General features: G+C 39.8%; 20 protein-coding genes. 6 read left to right on the top strand and 14 right to left on the bottom strand.

Translation table 11 applies throughout. The features are described from left to right. Positions 1–11 precede the first annotated feature (11 nt). From C6Y02_RS04830 to fadH, 10 genes are all read right to left on the bottom strand, one after another. Positions 12–905 carry a WD40/YVTN/BNR-like repeat-containing protein gene (locus C6Y02_RS04830; RefSeq protein ID WP_034662759.1) on the bottom strand — a complete coding sequence of 298 codons (894 nt, stop codon included), beginning with the start codon at positions 903–905 and terminating at the stop codon, positions 12–14. Then, on the bottom strand, positions 895–1371 hold the full coding sequence (locus C6Y02_RS04825) for a flavodoxin (protein ID WP_106030776.1): 477 nt from the start codon (positions 1369–1371) through the stop codon (positions 895–897). The genes C6Y02_RS04830 and C6Y02_RS04825 overlap by 11 nt, the downstream gene beginning before the upstream one ends. A 122-nt stretch (positions 1372–1493) precedes the next feature. Next, positions 1494–2375 carry a transcriptional regulator CcpC gene (gene ccpC / locus C6Y02_RS04820; RefSeq protein WP_003211236.1) on the bottom strand — a complete coding sequence of 294 codons (882 nt, stop codon included), beginning with the start codon at positions 2373–2375 and terminating at the stop codon, positions 1494–1496. A 96-nt stretch (positions 2376–2471) separates the two neighbouring features. Further along, entirely contained in the window at positions 2472–2915 is a 444-nt protein-coding gene (gene cbpB, locus C6Y02_RS04815; protein ID WP_034663872.1) for a cyclic-di-AMP-binding protein CbpB, read from the bottom strand. 146 nt (positions 2916–3061) lie between these two features. Next, a complete protein-coding gene (gene abbA, locus C6Y02_RS04810) occupies positions 3062–3253 on the bottom strand; it encodes an antirepressor AbbA (RefSeq protein ID WP_003210802.1) in 192 nt (63 codons plus the stop codon). A 149-nt stretch (positions 3254–3402) separates the two neighbouring features. Further along, positions 3403–3918, bottom strand: coding sequence for a ribonuclease H-like YkuK family protein (locus C6Y02_RS04805; RefSeq protein WP_034662766.1), 516 nt, complete (start codon positions 3916–3918; stop codon positions 3403–3405). 145 nt (positions 3919–4063) lie between these two features. Beyond that, positions 4064–4306 (bottom strand): YkuJ family protein, encoded by a 243-nt coding sequence (locus tag C6Y02_RS04800; protein ID WP_003212254.1) that lies wholly within the window; start codon positions 4304–4306, stop codon positions 4064–4066. Between the two features lie 184 nt (positions 4307–4490). Then, on the bottom strand, positions 4491–5387 hold the full coding sequence (locus C6Y02_RS04795) for a manganese catalase family protein (protein ID WP_106030775.1): 897 nt from the start codon (positions 5385–5387) through the stop codon (positions 4491–4493). Positions 5388–5647: 260 nt separating this feature from the next. Beyond that, a complete protein-coding gene (locus tag C6Y02_RS04790) occupies positions 5648–6868 on the bottom strand; it encodes an EAL domain-containing protein (protein ID WP_106030972.1) in 1221 nt (406 codons plus the stop codon). A gap of 64 nt (positions 6869–6932) precedes the next feature. Next, positions 6933–7697, bottom strand: a complete 765-nt coding sequence (gene fadH, locus C6Y02_RS04785; RefSeq protein ID WP_034662771.1) for a 2,4-dienoyl-CoA reductase — start codon at positions 7695–7697, stop codon at positions 6933–6935. A gap of 137 nt (positions 7698–7834) precedes the next feature. Between fadH and C6Y02_RS04780 the strand changes: the two genes are divergently transcribed. From C6Y02_RS04780 to C6Y02_RS04755, 5 genes are all read left to right on the top strand, one after another. After that, the gene (locus tag C6Y02_RS04780; protein ID WP_106030774.1) at positions 7835–8692 is read left to right on the top strand and encodes a metallophosphoesterase; all 858 of its coding nucleotides are present in this window, start codon (positions 7835–7837) and stop codon (positions 8690–8692) included. A gap of 156 nt (positions 8693–8848) precedes the next feature. Then, complete coding sequence (locus tag C6Y02_RS04775; protein ID WP_095285086.1) at positions 8849–9346, top strand: L,D-transpeptidase family protein; 498 nt, start codon at positions 8849–8851, stop codon at positions 9344–9346. 73 nt (positions 9347–9419) lie between these two features. Further along, positions 9420–10697: an MFS transporter gene (locus C6Y02_RS04770; RefSeq protein WP_034662784.1), complete on the top strand. Its 1278-nt coding sequence runs from the start codon at positions 9420–9422 to the stop codon at positions 10695–10697. Positions 10698–11017: 320 nt separating this feature from the next. Next, entirely contained in the window at positions 11018–11233 is a 216-nt protein-coding gene (locus tag C6Y02_RS04765; RefSeq protein ID WP_003211341.1) for a hypothetical protein, read from the top strand. A 717-nt stretch (positions 11234–11950) separates the two neighbouring features. Then, the gene (locus C6Y02_RS04755; RefSeq protein ID WP_012009774.1) at positions 11951–12412 is read left to right on the top strand and encodes a YkyB family protein; all 462 of its coding nucleotides are present in this window, start codon (positions 11951–11953) and stop codon (positions 12410–12412) included. A 34-nt stretch (positions 12413–12446) separates the two neighbouring features. On the opposite strand, the gene C6Y02_RS04750 is transcribed toward C6Y02_RS04755, so the two are convergent. The 3 genes from C6Y02_RS04750 to C6Y02_RS04740 all read right to left on the bottom strand — a co-directional run bounded on the left by C6Y02_RS04750 (position 12447) and on the right by C6Y02_RS04740 (position 15404). Further along, positions 12447–13355, bottom strand: coding sequence for a chemotaxis protein (locus tag C6Y02_RS04750; RefSeq protein ID WP_034662787.1), 909 nt, complete (start codon positions 13353–13355; stop codon positions 12447–12449). Positions 13356–13428: 73 nt separating this feature from the next. Continuing rightward, positions 13429–14739 carry an MFS transporter gene (locus C6Y02_RS04745; protein ID WP_181185446.1) on the bottom strand — a complete coding sequence of 437 codons (1311 nt, stop codon included), beginning with the start codon at positions 14737–14739 and terminating at the stop codon, positions 13429–13431. A 125-nt stretch (positions 14740–14864) separates the two neighbouring features. After that, positions 14865–15404: an RDD family protein gene (locus C6Y02_RS04740; RefSeq protein ID WP_060596139.1), complete on the bottom strand. Its 540-nt coding sequence runs from the start codon at positions 15402–15404 to the stop codon at positions 14865–14867. A gap of 301 nt (positions 15405–15705) precedes the next feature. On the opposite strand from C6Y02_RS04740, the gene C6Y02_RS19295 reads away from it, so the two are divergent. Continuing rightward, on the top strand, positions 15706–15858 hold the full coding sequence (locus C6Y02_RS19295) for a hypothetical protein (protein WP_162839369.1): 153 nt from the start codon (positions 15706–15708) through the stop codon (positions 15856–15858). Positions 15859–15920: 62 nt separating this feature from the next. Here the strand turns inward: C6Y02_RS19295 and C6Y02_RS04735 are convergent, their stop codons facing one another. Then, entirely contained in the window at positions 15921–16805 is an 885-nt protein-coding gene (locus C6Y02_RS04735) for a cation diffusion facilitator family transporter (RefSeq protein WP_060596138.1), read from the bottom strand. Positions 16806–17067: the final 262 nt, after the last annotated feature.

Here is a 17067-nt window from a genome sequence, read left to right as displayed (position 1 = left end):
CTTCCTCCTTATCAATGAATCAATGCCGGCTCCTCATATGGCCTCACAAACTTGCTTTCATATAAACCAGCACAGAAAAAGTTTTCATTTTGATTGGCTACACGAAAACCGTGTCCTTTGATCGTATCAAACCATTTGAGCTCTTTTTGCTCAATATCAAGCTGATACACTTTAGAAAATCCGTGTTCGTCTTGTGAGGTGGTCACATATACAATGCCATTATCCTCTGACACATCCAAAAATGATTCCTCTCTAGCAAAGGCCTGTGATTGAATATCATGCAGCATATTTGTATGTAAATCTAAAATTTGAACAGATCCCTTTTTTCCTTTTTTTGATCCTAATGCGCAAACAAGAAGATGTTCCTGACAGAGCAGCATAGAAGCTGTCATCCGGTGCTCCTCTCTGTTTAGGAGGAAAACCTGCTCACTCTCCAAGTCATACATCCATATTCCTCCGTGAACCTCATGAATCTGTGTTCCAATATAAAGGTGATCACCTGCAGCACATAAAGAACGAATAACAGGCGGGTGGTTCACATGAGCAAATGGCTTCATAATTTCCCAGGAAATCCCGAAATCATTTGACACATAAATACTATGTTTTCCATGTGCACACACAAACCCGTCTTTGCGTCCTGTAATAGACCAAACGACTGCATTTGTTGGAAATGATGATAGCGCCCATGTATTGCCTTCATCTCCTGATCTAATCACTGTGCCATTTTCACCAACACCGAATAAATAAGGTCCGATATAGCTGATGGCATGAATTTTATGCTTGAGCTTAAAGAGCTGCTGCCACCCGCTCTCCACACTGTAGTGAAAAATACCTTCACGTTTTACAGCGACAAAGTATCCACCATTTTTAGAAGCAGCAACAGCTGTCGCTCCTTTATGAAACATGATTTTCAACTCGTTTCTCAGACAAAGTGGCCCAAGTTAAGAAGCTCGTGGCAAATTCCTGACAGCACGCGACATCCTCATCTGTATCTGGCGCAAGCTCCATTTTCAATGTCTCAGGAAATACGGATGCCCCGGTTGATTTGAGCATGTTATGAAATGTATGGACAGCCTCACAAAACTTCGGGTAGCTGTAATCTCCAGATCCGAACACAGCTGCTTTGATGTCACTTAGTTCAAGCGTAGAGACCTCTTCATAAAAGTCCTCAGCTTCATAAGGTAAATCACCATCACCCCATGTATAAGAACCGATGAACAAATAATCGTATGAAGAAAGGTCCTCTGCGCTTGTATCATCAAATTCCATCATCTCTGTGTCTATCCCTTTTCCTTCAAGTGTTTGCTTTATGATTGCTGCCATATCTTCTGTATTACCAGACATACTCGCAAATGCAATTAGTGCTTTCATCTATCGGTCACCTCATCTAAATGATAATCATTTTCAATTATTATATGTACACTTTAAATGATAATGATTTTCATTGTCAAATGATTTCATAAAAAAAGCACCTTCCTCTTCCAAGAAGGTACTTACACCGCATCACTTTCAAGCATTTCTTTGACCACACCGACAAATGCTTGCACCTGTTTTAATTGAAAAGAAGCTTCATAGCCTAGCAGCCATGTGTCACGTCCGATTTGCTCTCCATTCACGTCAACAAGCGGTGTTTTATGAACACTTTTTTCGTGGTCATATAAGGTGACCGAAGGCAAAATGGCGTAGCCGATGCCGTGGTAGGCCATTTGTTTACATGTCTCAATCTGGTCCACTAGAATCGTCTGCTTTGGAGACACTTTAAATTTTTGGTGCCACCAGTGCTGGATTTCCTGATAATACGTGCTGTCGCTTTTAAATTGAATAAACGGGCGTTCTGTCTCGATTAACTCGTCCACGTCTTTGATGACAGAATCGACTAAATATAAATGATCTGTCATCAAATATTCCTTTGTTCCCTTCCAATCAGGGTTTCCGCGAATAATTCCAATGTGCACGTGGTCCTCGTATAAGCTTTTGAGCATTTCACTACTCCAGCCGGTCACAAGTGATACCTTCGCATTTGGGTATTTTTCGACATACCGCTTTAACACTTTCGGCAGCCAGTGCTGTCCAATAATGGATGCAACCGCAAGCTTTAGTGTACCGTGAATTTCCCCTTCAAGTTCATCGATTCGTTCTCTCACTCGATCTTGCTCAACCGTCACCTCTTTTGCAAATTGAATGATCTGTTCACCTGCCGAAGTCACGGTGAGCCCTTTCTGAGAACGAAAAAAGATTTTGGTTCCCCACTCTTTTTCGATCGTCTGCAATCTTTGGGATAAAGCAGGCTGAGAGACAAAGAGCCGCTCCGAAGCCTTTCTCATATTCAATTCTTCACTAAGCACAACAAGCATATGTAACTCCTGAAGCTGCATGGGCGTCCCCTTTCTCTCTATAAGATTTTCTTATTCCATATGGTCATTATATAAATTATAGCTTATGAAGGCAAAAAAAATAAGCTGGGCTTCAGCTCATTTTTTCGCGGCATGAATCACTTCATTTAAGCGCTTTAATACAACACGTCGTGTAAATATTCCTTCAAAGACTTGCTCCTCATTTTCTACACAAACAAATCCATTATTCGTCACAGCGTGAACGCCTTTTAGCACAGGGTCCGTTGTTTTAAGTCTTGGAATATCAGTCAGCATGACCTCTTCTACCTTCAGTTGGTCCAGTTTTTCGAATTCAATTCGTTCTAAACCAAAGATCTTATCCATGATCATATTCGTTCCAATTAACCCATGCAGATGATAAGAAGGATCTAAAACCGGGATGGCTGTATATCCTGTTTTTGTTAGGACCAATAAGGCATGCTCAAGGTTATTTCCAATTTGAACATGTGCCACTTTATCTGCATCAATCATATGCTCGGCTATTGTTGACTCAAGCAATTGAGTTGGTTCTATCTCTATCATGTTTCTTCGACCCCTTTTCTCTCGATCATCAATCATACATTCCCCTTTATCATTAAGCATAAACTAAAACGAAATTTGTCGAAAGATTTTTTCTGCATAAAAAAGATACTCAGCTCCCGAGTATCTAATAGAATGTTAAATCAATATTAATTCTCAAACCTTACTCTGTCATACAATGTGATCAATTGCTTATACGTATTGTCATCGACATTTTTTGTTCCACATTCTATATCATTGATCTCACTGCTTAGTAATTCGACAGCATATTCCTGATTCAGCAATACGTTTAATAATAGCTTTTTCTCTTCTTCATTAAAACGATTTTCGATGACGCTCATCCAACATCAGGCCCCCTGTTTCATATATGCTTTTATATTGATTAGCAGGCTTTTGAATGTCTGCTTCCTCTCTATACAGCTAGAATAAGGAACTAGAATCGAATCGTCAACCGCACGTTTCGACAAGGTTTGGAGAAAAATGACGGAATTTATTTTGTGTATCGATTGGCATAGCAAAATGCTGCGTATGAGTCGGGTTTTATTTTAGCTTCAATTCCCATAGCTGTGATCATTCCGGTCATTTCCTGGATCAGCTCTTTCGTACTTCCTTTTTTGCCAATATCTAGATGGGCTTCAAAACGGAGGTCTGCCCCTTCCTCAGCAAACGGAAGAAGCAAATCCATCAGTTCTGTTAAAGGTCCCTCAAGGATGTCTGCACATACCTTTTGGCTAAACGCTGTCTCTAATGAAATTTTTTCTCTAAGACTTTGCACAGGCCTGCTGATCACTTGTTGTGTGAGGCAGCCCCAAGCCCCTTTGCCAATCCGGTGGAGATGAATTGCAGTCATAAATCTTGTGACATTTTGATTGACCTGAGAGTCAGTACCAATTGATAACACATAGGCGGATCTAGGGTCTTTTCGAATAAAGTCTTTCATTCTCATGACGACATCAGAAAACGCTAAATAATCTTCAGAAAGATTGTAGTAAAAAGAATCACTCACAGAAAGGAACTCCTTTTTAATGGTCTCTTATCCGAAATATGCGCTGATTGATCATCTTCCATTTGTACACCGCCAATAATGACACATGTATATTGCCGCAAATAAACGAAGGAATCCTTAGAAAAAACATTTCATACGATTCAGCTTAGGATTGTAGAAGCTCAAAAATCTCAATCGAAATCATATCAATGTTGTCAAATGGGAAAGTATTTGGCTTATCCCCTTGTTGAAAAACAGTCAATTCAAACGTTTGATTCTTTTCGAAATACTTAACACTACAGATTTTCTCACCGTTCACTTCGAAATAACGCTGTGCCGGTTCGTTTGCAGCTTCTGCTGTCTCTTGAAGACTTTGCAGCCTTGTAATGATACCCATTAATTGTGACATTCTAAAAAAAGACTCCTTTCAAAAAAACAACTCAAGATGAACCCGTATTGATTATACACAAGTCCTACAAAGCATCATACCATAAAGTGTTCTCAGATGATATTTTTCCTCTTGAATTCAAAAAAAGAAAAAGAATCTGTTTTTTTAGTTTGAGTCTTTTTTCTGATCTCATGCACCATGTTTTTTATAAACCCGCAGATCTCATCAGCCGTTTGGCAATTTCGTCAAAATCCTCTTTGGAAATGCCTGGGGCAAACTCTTCCGGTAATTCTCTATAATCTGGCACAGGTGCTCCTTGAGGCGTACCCTCAATCACTGTGAGCGGCTTTCCATCAATCGGATGGCTGCCTTTCCAAATCTTATTAATGTCCTTGTAATCCGTATCACTAAATGTGTACAGTTTTGTATGAACATTTTGGTCTTCAAATTTCCTCGCTGAATCAAAGTATTTGTTGTCGAGGTTTGGGATCGGCAGCATCTTTCCTACATCTACTCCTGTGGCTACCTCAAGCGCCTTTGCATATGCCACAACATGCACACCGCCCCTCACAAGTAAATAACCGATCATCTCTCTTGCTGTAGGATGATCTGTCATTTCATATACGCGCATTTTGTGTGTACGAGCTCCGCATTCAAGGAAGAAGTTATGAAGGAGGTCAAGAATCAGGTTGCCGCTTGAGAACACATTCTCTCCGGTCCAAGGTTTTGCCATGGAATCAAACGGATAGCCTGTTTGAGCCGTTTGAATAAAATGCTGTGTATTTCGTTTATCGACAGCCGCTTTCATCGGTGTCGTATCTGGATCTCCGCCATGGGTGGTCCCTGTAATCATGAGATTCACAGCTGTGGTCACAAGTTCTACATGACCGAATTCTTCAGCCGTAATACTGGATACGAGGTCATAAAACGGTTTGAGCTTTCGTTTTCCTCTAAAGTTAAAGGATTGAAACATGTAATTATTTAATGTGGACATTTCACCGAATTTTCCGCCGAGTAATTCTTGCACAGCAGCAGCACCATTTGCATCTGGGTGATCTGGTCTTGGCAAATTAATCAGCAGCCGCTTGTCGCGTTTGATCATGACGTTCCCTCCTACCGTCTAACTATCATCACTTAAGATGTATGGAGGGATTGGGATGTCCTATGCATGAGGGGAAGATGAAAAGCACAAAAAAAACTTGGCGGGGGTAGCGCCAAGTTTTTTGGATCTTGATCTGATAGAGGGGTTGGGGAACAGAGAGTAGCTTCTCTCTATAACTAAATGATAATGATTATCAGTTTCATTGTCAACCATTTTTTATTTCTTTTTTCTATTAAAAAAAACAGCCTAAACGGCTGCTTTTAAATTAATCCATCTTGCTCATATAAATAGGCATACGGAAGGTCTATAAACAAATACATGTCTCCCTCTAACGGATAAGAAAACGTACGTATCCTCTCACCGGTTTCTAAATCGCTGTAAATATCACTGAAAAATCCTTTCCCGCTCATTCTCATTTGGAGAATATTCGCTAGGAAATAAGGGCGCCAGCTCCAGTTTTTCTCGATATATTCAGGCTGAAACAGCCATTTTTTTTCTTTTTTAAACACATTTCCAGTGATTTGAAAGCCTTCTTCATTACACATATAAATCCGAAAGCTGCAATCCGTTAATTCTAATGCCAGCTTTTGTATAAGTTCATCATTTGTGCTGCATGATTTTTTTAAGGTCGTGACCGCTTGATGAATTCGCTTATAAAATGTTTCAGAATGTTCGTAGACAGTTTGAAGTTTCTTTTTCTCATGGGCAATAAATTGCTGGAATTCTTCTCTAAGCTGATCTTTTCGTTTATTGCGGTCGATTAATTCCGCCGCAGGCTCGTGAAGATAGAACCCTTGAAAATATCTGCCGCCATTTCTCCAAGCATACTGCAGCTGGAAATTTGCTTCAATGTCTTCATAAATTAAAGCCGCCCCTATTTTTCTCGCAAGCAATGAAATACTGTACAAGACATATTCATAGGAAGGAGAAGGAGCCGATGCCCTTAATGCGTGTAAATCTATTTTTAATAGATCGGGTGAGAGCAAGGCAATCCGGTCAAGATTGCTGCTTTCTTTTCCGATATTCGATATGGCGATTTTAATACCATATGTACGAAAATACGTTAACGTATGGTAAAGCTGTTCAATATCGCCGCTAAACGTATGCTCTGTAAATTCGATAACAAACCGATTAAGCTGAATGCCCCTTGCTTCATATTCCTTCAAAAGTTCTAAAAAGCTTTCACCATGATCAAGCATCAGGATATTGGCATCATGATTAATAAAAATGAGCAAATCATCATCTGCTGTTGTGAAAAGATCGAGTGCTTGCATCAGTACTTTATGATCTACTTCCACTTTATATTCGTCAGGAATAGATGAATCCGTAAAGAAGGAGCCTAGGCTAACTGTTTCAGACTCAAGCTTCATTCTTCCTAAAATTTCATAGCCTATCACTTTTTGCTCTTCCGCACTGAATATGGCTTGATAGTGCGGGAAAACATCTTCAATATTCGTTAAAATATCCAATGGATCGACCATTTTCATCACCTGCTTCTCTCTTTGTGTGATTATAACACATCAAAAGCAGGTCTTACATCGTCATTCAAAATGGGGATTGGTTAAGCCATTGACCCCCATCCATTGTGATACAATCTCCATTTATATATGAAGCTTGCTCAGATAATAAAAAGCTCGCAAGCTCTGCAATTTCCTCTGGTGTACCCAGTCTGCCAAGAGGAACACTATCTAATGTTCTTTGCGCTGCCTCTTCCGATTCCCACAGTTTATCCGCACCGCCTGTTCTCTCGATTGGTCCTGGTGCGATGGCATTGACGCGAATTCGATATTGCTTTCCCCACTCCACTGCAAGCGTTCGAGTCAGAGATAAAACACCTGCCTTTGCTGCCGCTGAATGCGCCACACCTACACCAGCACCCCATGCATAGGTAGCCACCATATTGATCATACTTCCCCTTTTCTTTTGACGAATCCAGTAATTGCCCACTGCATGACTGCAAAAAAATGTTCCATTTAATACAATATCAATGACAGCCTTCCAGCCGTTAGGAGACAGTTTTTCTGCTGGAACCAAAAAGTTTCCTGCAGCATTGTTAATCAGAGCGTCCACATCACCAAATGTATCTACCGCAAACTTGACCATTTGATCTGCATCCTCTGGGTTTCGCACATCCATTTGGAAGTAAGCGATCGAGCCGCCATTCTGCTTTATTTCATTTGCCGCCTTTTCTAACGTTTCTTCCGTTCTTCCAGTAATCACGACATTCCAGCCTCCGTGTGCCAAATGGGCAGCCATCGCCTTCCCCATTCCGCTTGATCCCCCTGTGACAATCACTGTTTGTTTCGTCATTTGTTCTCCCCCTCTGTGGTTTTGAATGACTATTCATTCATTATTTTCTATCATATCATGATTGACCCTAAATGCACCATATGGGAGATTCATCAAATATGATGCTATACTTAATTTTATTTATAAAGGAGTCTTATATGAAGCAACTTTCTCGGAGACAGTTTTTAAAAGGAGCAGCTGGCGCGAGCATTCTCGGTTTTTTAGCTACAACATGTGGATACGGATATGCCAGATACATCGAACCACGCATGATCGATACCGTGTCACTGACCATTCAGGATGCTCAGCTTCCAGCTTCATTTGACCAGTTTAAAATCGCTCAATTTAGTGATGTTCATTTAAGTGATACATTTCCTGCGAAAGAATTAGAATCCGTCGTCCAGCAAATCAACACTGAGTATCCAGACCTCATTGTGTTCACAGGTGACCTCGTTGATTTTCAAGCATCGATTGAAGAGCATGAAAAAGCGAAAGCATATTTGACCAAGCTCCATGCCCCGTTTGGTAAGCTCGCGATATGCGGAAATCATGACTACGGACCATTTGGCATTGATCTTTATGAGCAAACGATGAAAGCTTGCGGTTTTACAATATGTAAAAATGATGTGTTTCAATTAGAAAAAGAAGGGGCGCATATTCAGATTGCTACACTGGATGACCTGATGATGAGTGTGCCGGACTATGACCTGATTAAGCGCGAAGTATCCTCTGATTTATTTACGTTACTGCTCGTACATGAGCCTGATGCAGCATTGGAGTTAAATACAACTCCCATTAACTTGCAGCTTTCTGGACATACCCACGGCGGACAGGTACAGCTTCCTTTCTACGGACCCATTCTCACAGCACCTTACGGCCATACATATGTGGAAGGTTTATACGGAAGTTATCAGCACCGAATCTATGTCAACCGCGGACTTGGGACAACAAGACTGCCGCTTCGATTTTTAGCCAAACCTGAATTAACCTTTTTCACCCTCTCCTCTCGCATTTAGACAGAAGCCAAACCGCTCCTATTTGCATATGTATAATCAAAGATCTTTCTCATGACAAATGTTAGGAGAAACCTTCCTTAGCCTGATTCCGTCAATATATAGATCAAGTGATGGGCATCATGGCTTCTTTTATTTGAGCAAAAGGAGTGTACTTTGGTGCTGCGATATACGGTGAAAAATGGAGAAACCCTTGCTTCTATAGCGCTTGATTTCCGAACAACAACAGATGCCTTAAAGGCTGCAAATCCGTCACTTCAAGGTCAAGAGCCGGTACAAAATGAGGTCATCATCATTCCTGGTCTGCCCGATCCTAGTTCGATCCCTTACCGCATCTCTGTTTCGATTTCAAGGAAACGTCTCGTATTGTTTTCTGGATCACAGCTTATTCGGTCGTATCCGATTGCAACAGGAAGAATTTTAAATATGACACCGACAGGTTCTTATTATATTGTCAACAGACAGCCAAACCCAGGAGGTCCCTTTGGCGCCTATTGGCTGAGCCTCTCGAAAGTTCATTACGGCATCCACGGTACGAATAACCCGTCTTCAATTGGTAAAGCTGTGTCTAGGGGATGCATTCGTATGTATAATCAGAATGTCATCGAACTTGCTTCAATCGTTCCAAATGGAACTCCTGTGACCATTAGCCAGTAGGAGAAATCAATTGTATGAATGCTTAAAATTTTATATGATATAAAGTGGGATCTTCAGGGTAAGGAGCGTATTTATGGATATTTTTAAAAACAGAAATTTTGTTCGTCTCTTTTTTGCAGCACTTGCTTCGCAAATGGGGACAACAGTAGGCAATATGGCGTTTGCCTTTTATTTGCTCGATCATTTTAGTCATCAGCCCGCCTATGCCACATTAGCAGAGCTCATGTATTCACTTCCAACGATCTTTGTCTTTTTTATGGTTGGTGTAGTAGCAGATCGTTTTGATCGTAAAAAAGTCGCAGAGAATTGCGATTGGATACGAGCTGGGCTGACGATTGTTTTATTCATTGTGATTTATTTCAATTCACTTCCACTTATTTTCTTGATCTTGTTTATACGAAGTGCCATTACGAAGTTCTTCTATCCAGCTGAAGCCTCTCTCGTTCAGGCGATTTTAAATAAAGATCAATATGCCAAAGCCGCAGGCTTAAATCAAATGCTGTTTAGTTTATTCATGGTATTTGGTGTTGGAATCGGTGCTATTATGTATAAGACAATTGGACTTCACGGTGCCATTACCATTGATTTGATCAGTTTTATTGTTTCAGGCATCCTGATTCGTTCATGTAACATTCCAATTGAAGCACGTCAGCCAAATGGACAAGCAGGCTGGAGAGGCATGACCATTAAAACGTCTCTAAAAGATTTTAAAGAAGGCATTCTTTACATTATAAAAAATAAATTATTGGCTTCTTTAATTTTTGGCTTTTTTGTTTTTGGTCTAGTCAATGGCGCATTTGCTGTACTTCCGATGTTTACAATGAAATATGGCCTTTCACCGGACCATTTTGAACTGCATACATCCTTCTTTACAATCGCGATCGGTGCAGGCCTGCTTGTTGGCAGCTTAATGGGCTCTGTTCTCGCTAAAAAAGTAAAGATGCAATATCTCATGTCGCTTCCAATATTGGTTGCAGGCATACTGATTTTTGTACTTGGTTCCACCCATACACTATGGTTGTTTTATGTCACATCATTTGTCATTGGTACATGTATTGGCCCGGTCAACATTGTCATTGGCGGCTGGCTGCCGAGAATCGTCCATCCTCGTCTGATGGGACGTGTGTCAGGATGGGTTGATCCACTTACCATGTTTGCTCAATCCATGACATTAGGTCTGATTGCGGTACTATTTCCAAAACTCATTACAAACGTTTCTTATATTTATTACGGAATGGGCGTTATTATTTTACTCGTTTTCCTTTTTTACTTCATTACACTGCCGAAGTTCAGCAGAGAAGCTGCCGACTTAGACGTGCAGCGAGAACTAAAAGGCCAGGGAGCGCAATAATTGAACAGGAAAAAGGGCTTTCTTTAAAAGGAAGTCCTTTTTTTCATAGCTGAAACGCCCTACGACGTTATTTACTCTGTTGATTGAAGCTATTTGAAGCAACATCAACCAATAGAGGAGTCAACATGCCCTTCAATCGATCCATTCTTCTTTTTTAACTTTTACCTCTTACATCCATTCTATCAATCCCTTTCATTATTTAGCCTTTATTTCTTTTTTTCAAAAAACAGGAACGTGTATAAAATTGCAAAAATTTTTATAAAATTTCTTTACATCTTTGGAAGTTTTATAGTAGGATAGTCAGGTTGGAGGTGAGGGGTATGCTAAAAAGTTATTATTTTATTCATACAAAAGATGATCAAGGACAGTATGTTGTACATACAGAAGATTGTGCATTTTTAGGTGATGCTGCAAGCCGTAAATTGATTGGTCTGCACATGAGTGGCGAGAGCGCCATTGATGAAGCTAAACAAATGACGAATGAAACTGATTTTAATGGTTGCTTCTATTGCGCTTATTCAAGTCATAAGAAATAGACCATGTTGTTAAACCATATGTTCGACATGTTGTCAGGCATATGGTAAAGTTTCAGACGCAATATGTAAAAATGAATCCAAATTGAGAAACTACCCATTTATTTAAATAGGTAGTTATCATGAACTAATAGTTCACTTCATATATATTTCATTCAGTCAATTCTTCTGCCCTTCTTGCAATGAACGTCTCTTCTCCTTTGCCCACCAATGACACCGTCAGCAATGGATTTGCCAACATTATCGAAAAGATGCTACTTCAAGATATCCCTCATGCTGGTCAGCTAAACCGCTCTGAATGATGCAGATCCTTCAATTAAAGAAGTTTATAGAAGTTACCTCCTCATTATGTGAAAGTTCAACAAAGCCTCATCCTGCTTCAAAAAACGGACTTCAATACAGAAATTGCTTACCAAAGCAGCTTCAACTATGCTTAAAAGAATGAATATACAACACCTTTAGCATATAGAAAATGAAATGCGCCGCATTCTTTCCACCTGAAACAGATAGAAGAAAAATCATAGTGAATAGATGCTGTGTCTTTGCTGATCATTCTGCCATTTTTATATTCAACCACGTTTTAGAACCCTCCTGAATGGCTATTGTAGATAAGAGGGCTATGAATCCTATCGCTTTTACAATAACTCTATTTGCAATTTACTAATAAAAACGTATAATTTATACTAAGCACAGGAAGACGAAAGACAAAGGAGAGAAAAAATGGACGATTATGCTCATACTAAAGACATAGAACCTACAGCAGAAAACATCGCAAAAGCCATTTATACCGTTAACCGCCATGCTAAAACCGCACCAAATCCCAAGTTTCTTTATCTTTTGAAAAAACGTGCGCTGCAAAAACTATTGCAAGAAGGTAAAGGAAGAAAAGTGGGCCTACATTTCTCTAACAATCCCAAATATAGTCAACAACAGTCCGACGTGCTGATTGAAATTGGAGATTATTATTTTCACCTGCCACCAACCAAAGAAGACTTCGAATTTTTGCCACACTTAGGAAATTTAAATCAATCATATCGCAATCCGAAAGCGAATATGTCATTAAACCGAGCAAAGCAACTACTTCAAACGTATGTCGGTTTAAAAGAAAAACCTACCGCCACAAAACAAAAATCACATTACACAAAGCCCGTCTTCAAACGACTCGGGGAAAGTTATTTTTAAACAAAAAAACCACTCATGCCGAGTGGTTTTTTGTTTAGATAATAAAGTGATCGACTTTTTCAATCAGCTGATGAATTTCTGGTTTACTAATTTGATCATCTGCACCAATTGTTTCCCCTTTATGCCGCAAATCTTCAGTGATTAACGAAGAGAAGATGAGAATCGGAATGGAACTCGTTAAAGGATTTTCCTTCAACAGTTTCGTTAATCGGTGACCATCCATTTTTGGCATTTCAATATCCGTAATAATCATATCAATTTCTTCTGTCACACTGATTCCTTTGCTGACAAGGTCCATGACGTGGTCATATGCCTGTTTGCCATCTTCAAAGGTCACAATGTTTTTATAGCCTGCTTCGGTTAATTCATTTGTTAATAAACGCATGAGAAGCGGAGAGTCTTCAACGACATAAAGCTTCTTCCCTGTTCTTCTCTCGTCTTTCTCACCGTCAAACATATGATACGTTTCTACTCCAGAAGCGGATTCAATATCATAAATGATTTTCTCGTAATCTGGAAGGAAAATCATTTTTTCATCAAGCTTAATGATGCCCGTTAAATGACGGTCCATCCCTTGATTGAGTGCAGTTGGCTTTTCAATTTCTTCCCAGCTGACGCGGTGAATTTGTGATACCGTTCCTGTATGGAACACAAATTTCCGTTGGTTGAATTCAGTCACAATATATTTCTCTTGTTCTGACTGATCTGACTCGACATTAAAAAAGGAAAATAGATTGATGACTGGTAAAATCTCGCCTCGTAAACTAATCATCCCTTCTACATCTTGATGAGAGTGCGGTACAACCGTCACCTCAACCGGCTGAATGATTTCTCTTACTTTCATGACGTTAATGCCGAATTGATTTGAACCAATTTCAAACTTCACAATTTCCAATTCATTGGTACCAGAGTCAAGTAAAATTTCTTGTTTGTTTAAAGCCACGGAAATCCCTCTATTCTTCAATATAAGATTGTACTTTTTATATCGGCAGCATAGGTAAAAAGTTGACGTTTCTTTACGCTTTCTCTCGTACGAATTGATGAATCACAAGTCCTATCGCTGCAAGAATGAGTAAAGACCCTAGTGCAAGGCGGCTTGCGAGATTTCCGTGCTCTGCAAACAGCAGAGTGACTGAGCCATAAATGATGGGTCCAATAATTGAAGACACCTTCCCTGAGAATGCAAAGAGACCAAAGAACTGTCCTCTCTTTTCCTTAGGTGTCAGCTCAATTATCAATATTCGTGATGCCCCCCAGCTTGCGCCGAGTGAAATTCCGAATAAACTGCCGGCCACCCAGAAAACCCATTCCGTTGTGGCTGTCACAGCCAAAATCAGGGCCACGATCAAAATCACATACACGACTGTAATCGAGCGCTTTGCCCCAATCGCCTTTGTGATATATCCAAATAGAAAGGAGCCAATGATACTTGAAATGGTCGACACCAGATAAAGCAGAATAAATTGCCCAGCGGTAAAGCCAATGATGATTTTGGCATAAACAGCCATCATCGCAATCGCTGTCTGTAAGGCATCATTCATAAAAAAGAAAGCAATCATAAAGATAAAAGCCGGTTTGAATTGCTTCATCTCTTTAAACGTGCGAATAATTTCTTTATACCCGCTGAAAAATGACGCCTTTTTCTCTTGCTGCGGCAGCGGATGAGGGTCTTTTACAAAAAAGAGAAAGGGCAGGAAAAAGAGAAAGAATAAAAGCGCTGTCGGAATAAATGCTTCATGAAATTGGTCATTGCCGACAAGTAAATAAACTGAGAGACCGACAAGCGTCCCTAAATAACCAACGGCAATGCCAAACCCAGAAATAAGCGGTATTTCATCCTTTGTCCCAAGATCGGGCAGAATGGTGTCATAAAACACTAGGCTCGAGTGATAGAAAAATTTTGCGATCACAAACAAGGTGACCACTACTAATAAGGAGACAGGCAGCCCAAACCATTCGCTTGAGAAATCAATTCCAGCAAAGATCCCCATCAAAAACGTACAAGTTATACATATTAAAGTAAACACTGTGATGTAGCGCTTCTTTTTTCCTGTACGATCGATCAGAACCCCGTATAATGGTGTAAAAATGACGAGAAAAATGCTGGCTAGTGCGTTTGCATAAGAAATAAACGTACTGGCGATCTGATCCATTCTCGCACTTTCTCCAATCGTTTCCTGCAAGTAGAACGGGAAGAAAATGGTGATCATATTGGATGAAAATATCGTATTTGCAAAGTCATACAATGCCCAGGCCAAAACGGGTGCTGTCAAAAACAACCCGAAGCCTGCCCCTTTTTTCTGCATGGTCTTTTTTCCTGTTCTCAATCGTTTGTCTCCCTTCCCTGCCTGATTTTTCACTATCATTCTATTTTATGTCATGCTTCACTCTTCCATACAAGCAATCTATACAAAAAGCACCCCTTACTATTGAGCAGAGGTGCTTTTTTTCTTTATTTCTTCACAACAATCGTACTTGCAATTAAATCGTGAAGCGCTTGTTTTTTCTCTGTGAAAAAGGCAATGATGTACCCAATACATAAGATTGGAGACAAAAAGACTTTTGCAAAAAAGCGGCCAGTTGCTCGTCCGAATGTTACTTTTTCGCCTGTTACTTTTGTCACTTTGATCCCAAGAGCCATCTTACCAAGAGTTCCTTGCAGTTTTGATGCTTCCATAATAGCGTAATAAAGCCATGTCAACACGATACCGATTAAGATCGATGCTACGTAGAAAAAGATAAGTCCCATAATGACAGCCCATTCTTCATCCGTCATGACGGTTGTGGAATAGTAATAGCTGTCATCCTCTAGCATAAATGCTGCCTCTGGGCTTGAGACAAAAAAGAGTGTGAACAAAATAAACATGATGAAGGCATAAGGAACACTGATAATGACGCCGTCCAAAAGGTGGGCAAGAAAGCGGTAGCCCACGCCTGCTAGCTCAGGATGCTTCTTTTCTTGAATGTGTGGTTCTGTTATGTTTGTTTCCATCCTATTTCTCCTTTATTATGTATGTTTTCTATAAATTTCTTATAATCATTCGTTATTATATCTTATGAATATAGTAAGATCAATGGAGCTGTATACTTTTACATATATTTTAGATCAGTTTGTTCTTAATGTTTTATGTGAATAAATACTGAAAATTTGTGAAAATCATGGCACTTCTAGTTCTTTTACCTCCTGATTTTTTAACATTTTGTGATATTTTCGTCTTGTTTCCATTCTGCTGTTGACAACCGCTCTTCACATGGTACAATAGTCAAGGATTTTTTAAAGAAAGGTGTTCATGATGGGAACTGTCGTACTATTAAAGAACAACGAAATGACTGTGATTGAAGATATTTGCGAAGCTGATTTTTTGGACATGAAGCATGATTTGTCAAATGATGACGCAGCTTATATCTCTTGGTATGAAGATTACGATACTGCTTATGGATATTGATTTCATTTCATAGATGAAGCGTAAAAAAAGGCGATACAACCTAAGTTGGTTGATCGCCTTTTTTACGTTTGTGAAGTTCTTTCACTTTCAGGTTCTACATGAATAAAGATTTGTGCATGCGGAAATTCTTGCTGAATCTTCTCTTCAATTCGATCACATAATTGGTGAACATCTTCAATCGTTGTCTTACCATCTACAATTAAATGGAAATCAATATATTCCTCTGCACCGGATCGTCTTGTTCGAAAGTCATGATATTCGATGAACTCTTGACTGAATCCTTGAATGATTGCTTCTATCGATTTTTCTTCCTCGGGTGTTAGCCGGGCGTCTACAAGCGGCGGGAAGGCTTCTTTCATGAGTTTAAATGCTTCACGCATAATAAAGAGAGCGAGTATCATTCCAATGATCGGATCTAAGAAATACCAATCGGTTAATGCTACAAGCAATAAACTGAATGCGACCCCTAGTGACGTATACACATCTGTTAACAGGTGCAATGCATTCGATTTCATGGCAACAGAATGCACTCGCTCCGCCTCTTTGTTCACAACCTTCGATACGATAAAATTGATGAGCGCGCCTATCAGCATCACCACAATGCCAAGCACAGGCAGCTTGACTGGCTCTGGGTGCATTAATTTGTGAACACATTCGTATATGATCCAAATGCCAGCAACGAAAATCAGCAAGGTCTCAATCGTTCCAGAAATATTTTCGACTTTTCCATGTCCATAAGGATGTTTAGAATCTGCTGGCTTTCTTGAAATACGAACAGAGATAAATGCAATAAAAGATGCCATTAAATCGAGAAAAGAATGAATGGCTTCTGATAAAACCGCAACAGATCCAGTGAGCAGACCCACAATGATTTTTAAGATGACAACAAATGTGTTACTCATCACGGATAGAAACGCGATTTTCGATGTCTTCGCTGATTGTTCCATCTATCGTCCTCCTTTAGGAGATCGTATGTCTATGAAAGCAATTCCCATGACCTGATTCTCACGTTCTTTCAGTTTACACAGTTGTGACGTTTTCTAATCCTGTTCACCGCAGCCTGTATTTTCTCGTGAGGTTACGCTATAATAAATGTTGCTCTTTCTTCAATATATCACTCATGCTGTGATGAATAGGAGAATAGACTACAGATAATGATATCCAGTGCCTTTCGCGGGTGACATTTATGCAGTGAATGGTAAAATAGGA

This window comes from Bacillus sp. NMCC4, from assembly GCF_002998555.1.
Taxonomy (GTDB): domain Bacteria; phylum Bacillota; class Bacilli; order Bacillales; family Bacillaceae; genus Bacillus.
Note: the sequence above shows the minus strand (reverse complement) of the source record. Positions and strands in the feature narration are given on the sequence as shown.

Bases quoted from the DNA above. Each gene is read 5' to 3' on its own strand.
- C6Y02_RS04830 (WP_034662759.1), bottom strand. From the start codon at position 905: ATGTTTCATAAAGGAGCGACAGCTGTTGCTGCTTCTAAAAATGGTGGA.
- C6Y02_RS04825 (WP_106030776.1), bottom strand. From the start codon at position 1,371: ATGAAAGCACTAATTGCATTTGCGAGTATGTCTGGTAATACAGAAGAT.
- ccpC (WP_003211236.1), bottom strand. From the start codon at position 2,375: ATGCAGCTTCAGGAGTTACATATGCTTGTTGTGCTTAGTGAAGAATTG.
- cbpB (WP_034663872.1), bottom strand. From the start codon at position 2,915: ATGATAGAGATAGAACCAACTCAATTGCTTGAGTCAACAATAGCCGAG.
- abbA (WP_003210802.1), bottom strand. From the start codon at position 3,253: ATGAGCGTCATCGAAAATCGTTTTAATGAAGAAGAGAAAAAGCTATTA.
- C6Y02_RS04800 (WP_003212254.1), bottom strand. From the start codon at position 4,306: ATGTCACAATTAATGGGTATCATTACAAGGCTGCAAAGTCTTCAAGAG.
- C6Y02_RS04795 (WP_106030775.1), bottom strand. From the start codon at position 5,387: ATGATCAAACGCGACAAGCGGCTGCTGATTAATTTGCCAAGACCAGAT.
- C6Y02_RS04790 (WP_106030972.1), bottom strand. From the start codon at position 6,868: ATGGTCGATCCATTGGATATTTTAACGAATATTGAAGATGTTTTCCCG.
- fadH (WP_034662771.1), bottom strand. From the start codon at position 7,697: ATGACGAAACAAACAGTGATTGTCACAGGGGGATCAAGCGGAATGGGG.
- C6Y02_RS04780 (WP_106030774.1), top strand. From the start codon at position 7,835: ATGAAGCAACTTTCTCGGAGACAGTTTTTAAAAGGAGCAGCTGGCGCG.
- C6Y02_RS04770 (WP_034662784.1), top strand. From the start codon at position 9,420: ATGGATATTTTTAAAAACAGAAATTTTGTTCGTCTCTTTTTTGCAGCA.
- C6Y02_RS04765 (WP_003211341.1), top strand. From the start codon at position 11,018: ATGCTAAAAAGTTATTATTTTATTCATACAAAAGATGATCAAGGACAG.
- C6Y02_RS04755 (WP_012009774.1), top strand. From the start codon at position 11,951: ATGGACGATTATGCTCATACTAAAGACATAGAACCTACAGCAGAAAAC.
- C6Y02_RS04740 (WP_060596139.1), bottom strand. From the start codon at position 15,404: ATGGAAACAAACATAACAGAACCACACATTCAAGAAAAGAAGCATCCT.
- C6Y02_RS19295 (WP_162839369.1), top strand. From the start codon at position 15,706: ATGGGAACTGTCGTACTATTAAAGAACAACGAAATGACTGTGATTGAA.
- C6Y02_RS04735 (WP_060596138.1), bottom strand. From the start codon at position 16,805: ATGGAACAATCAGCGAAGACATCGAAAATCGCGTTTCTATCCGTGATG.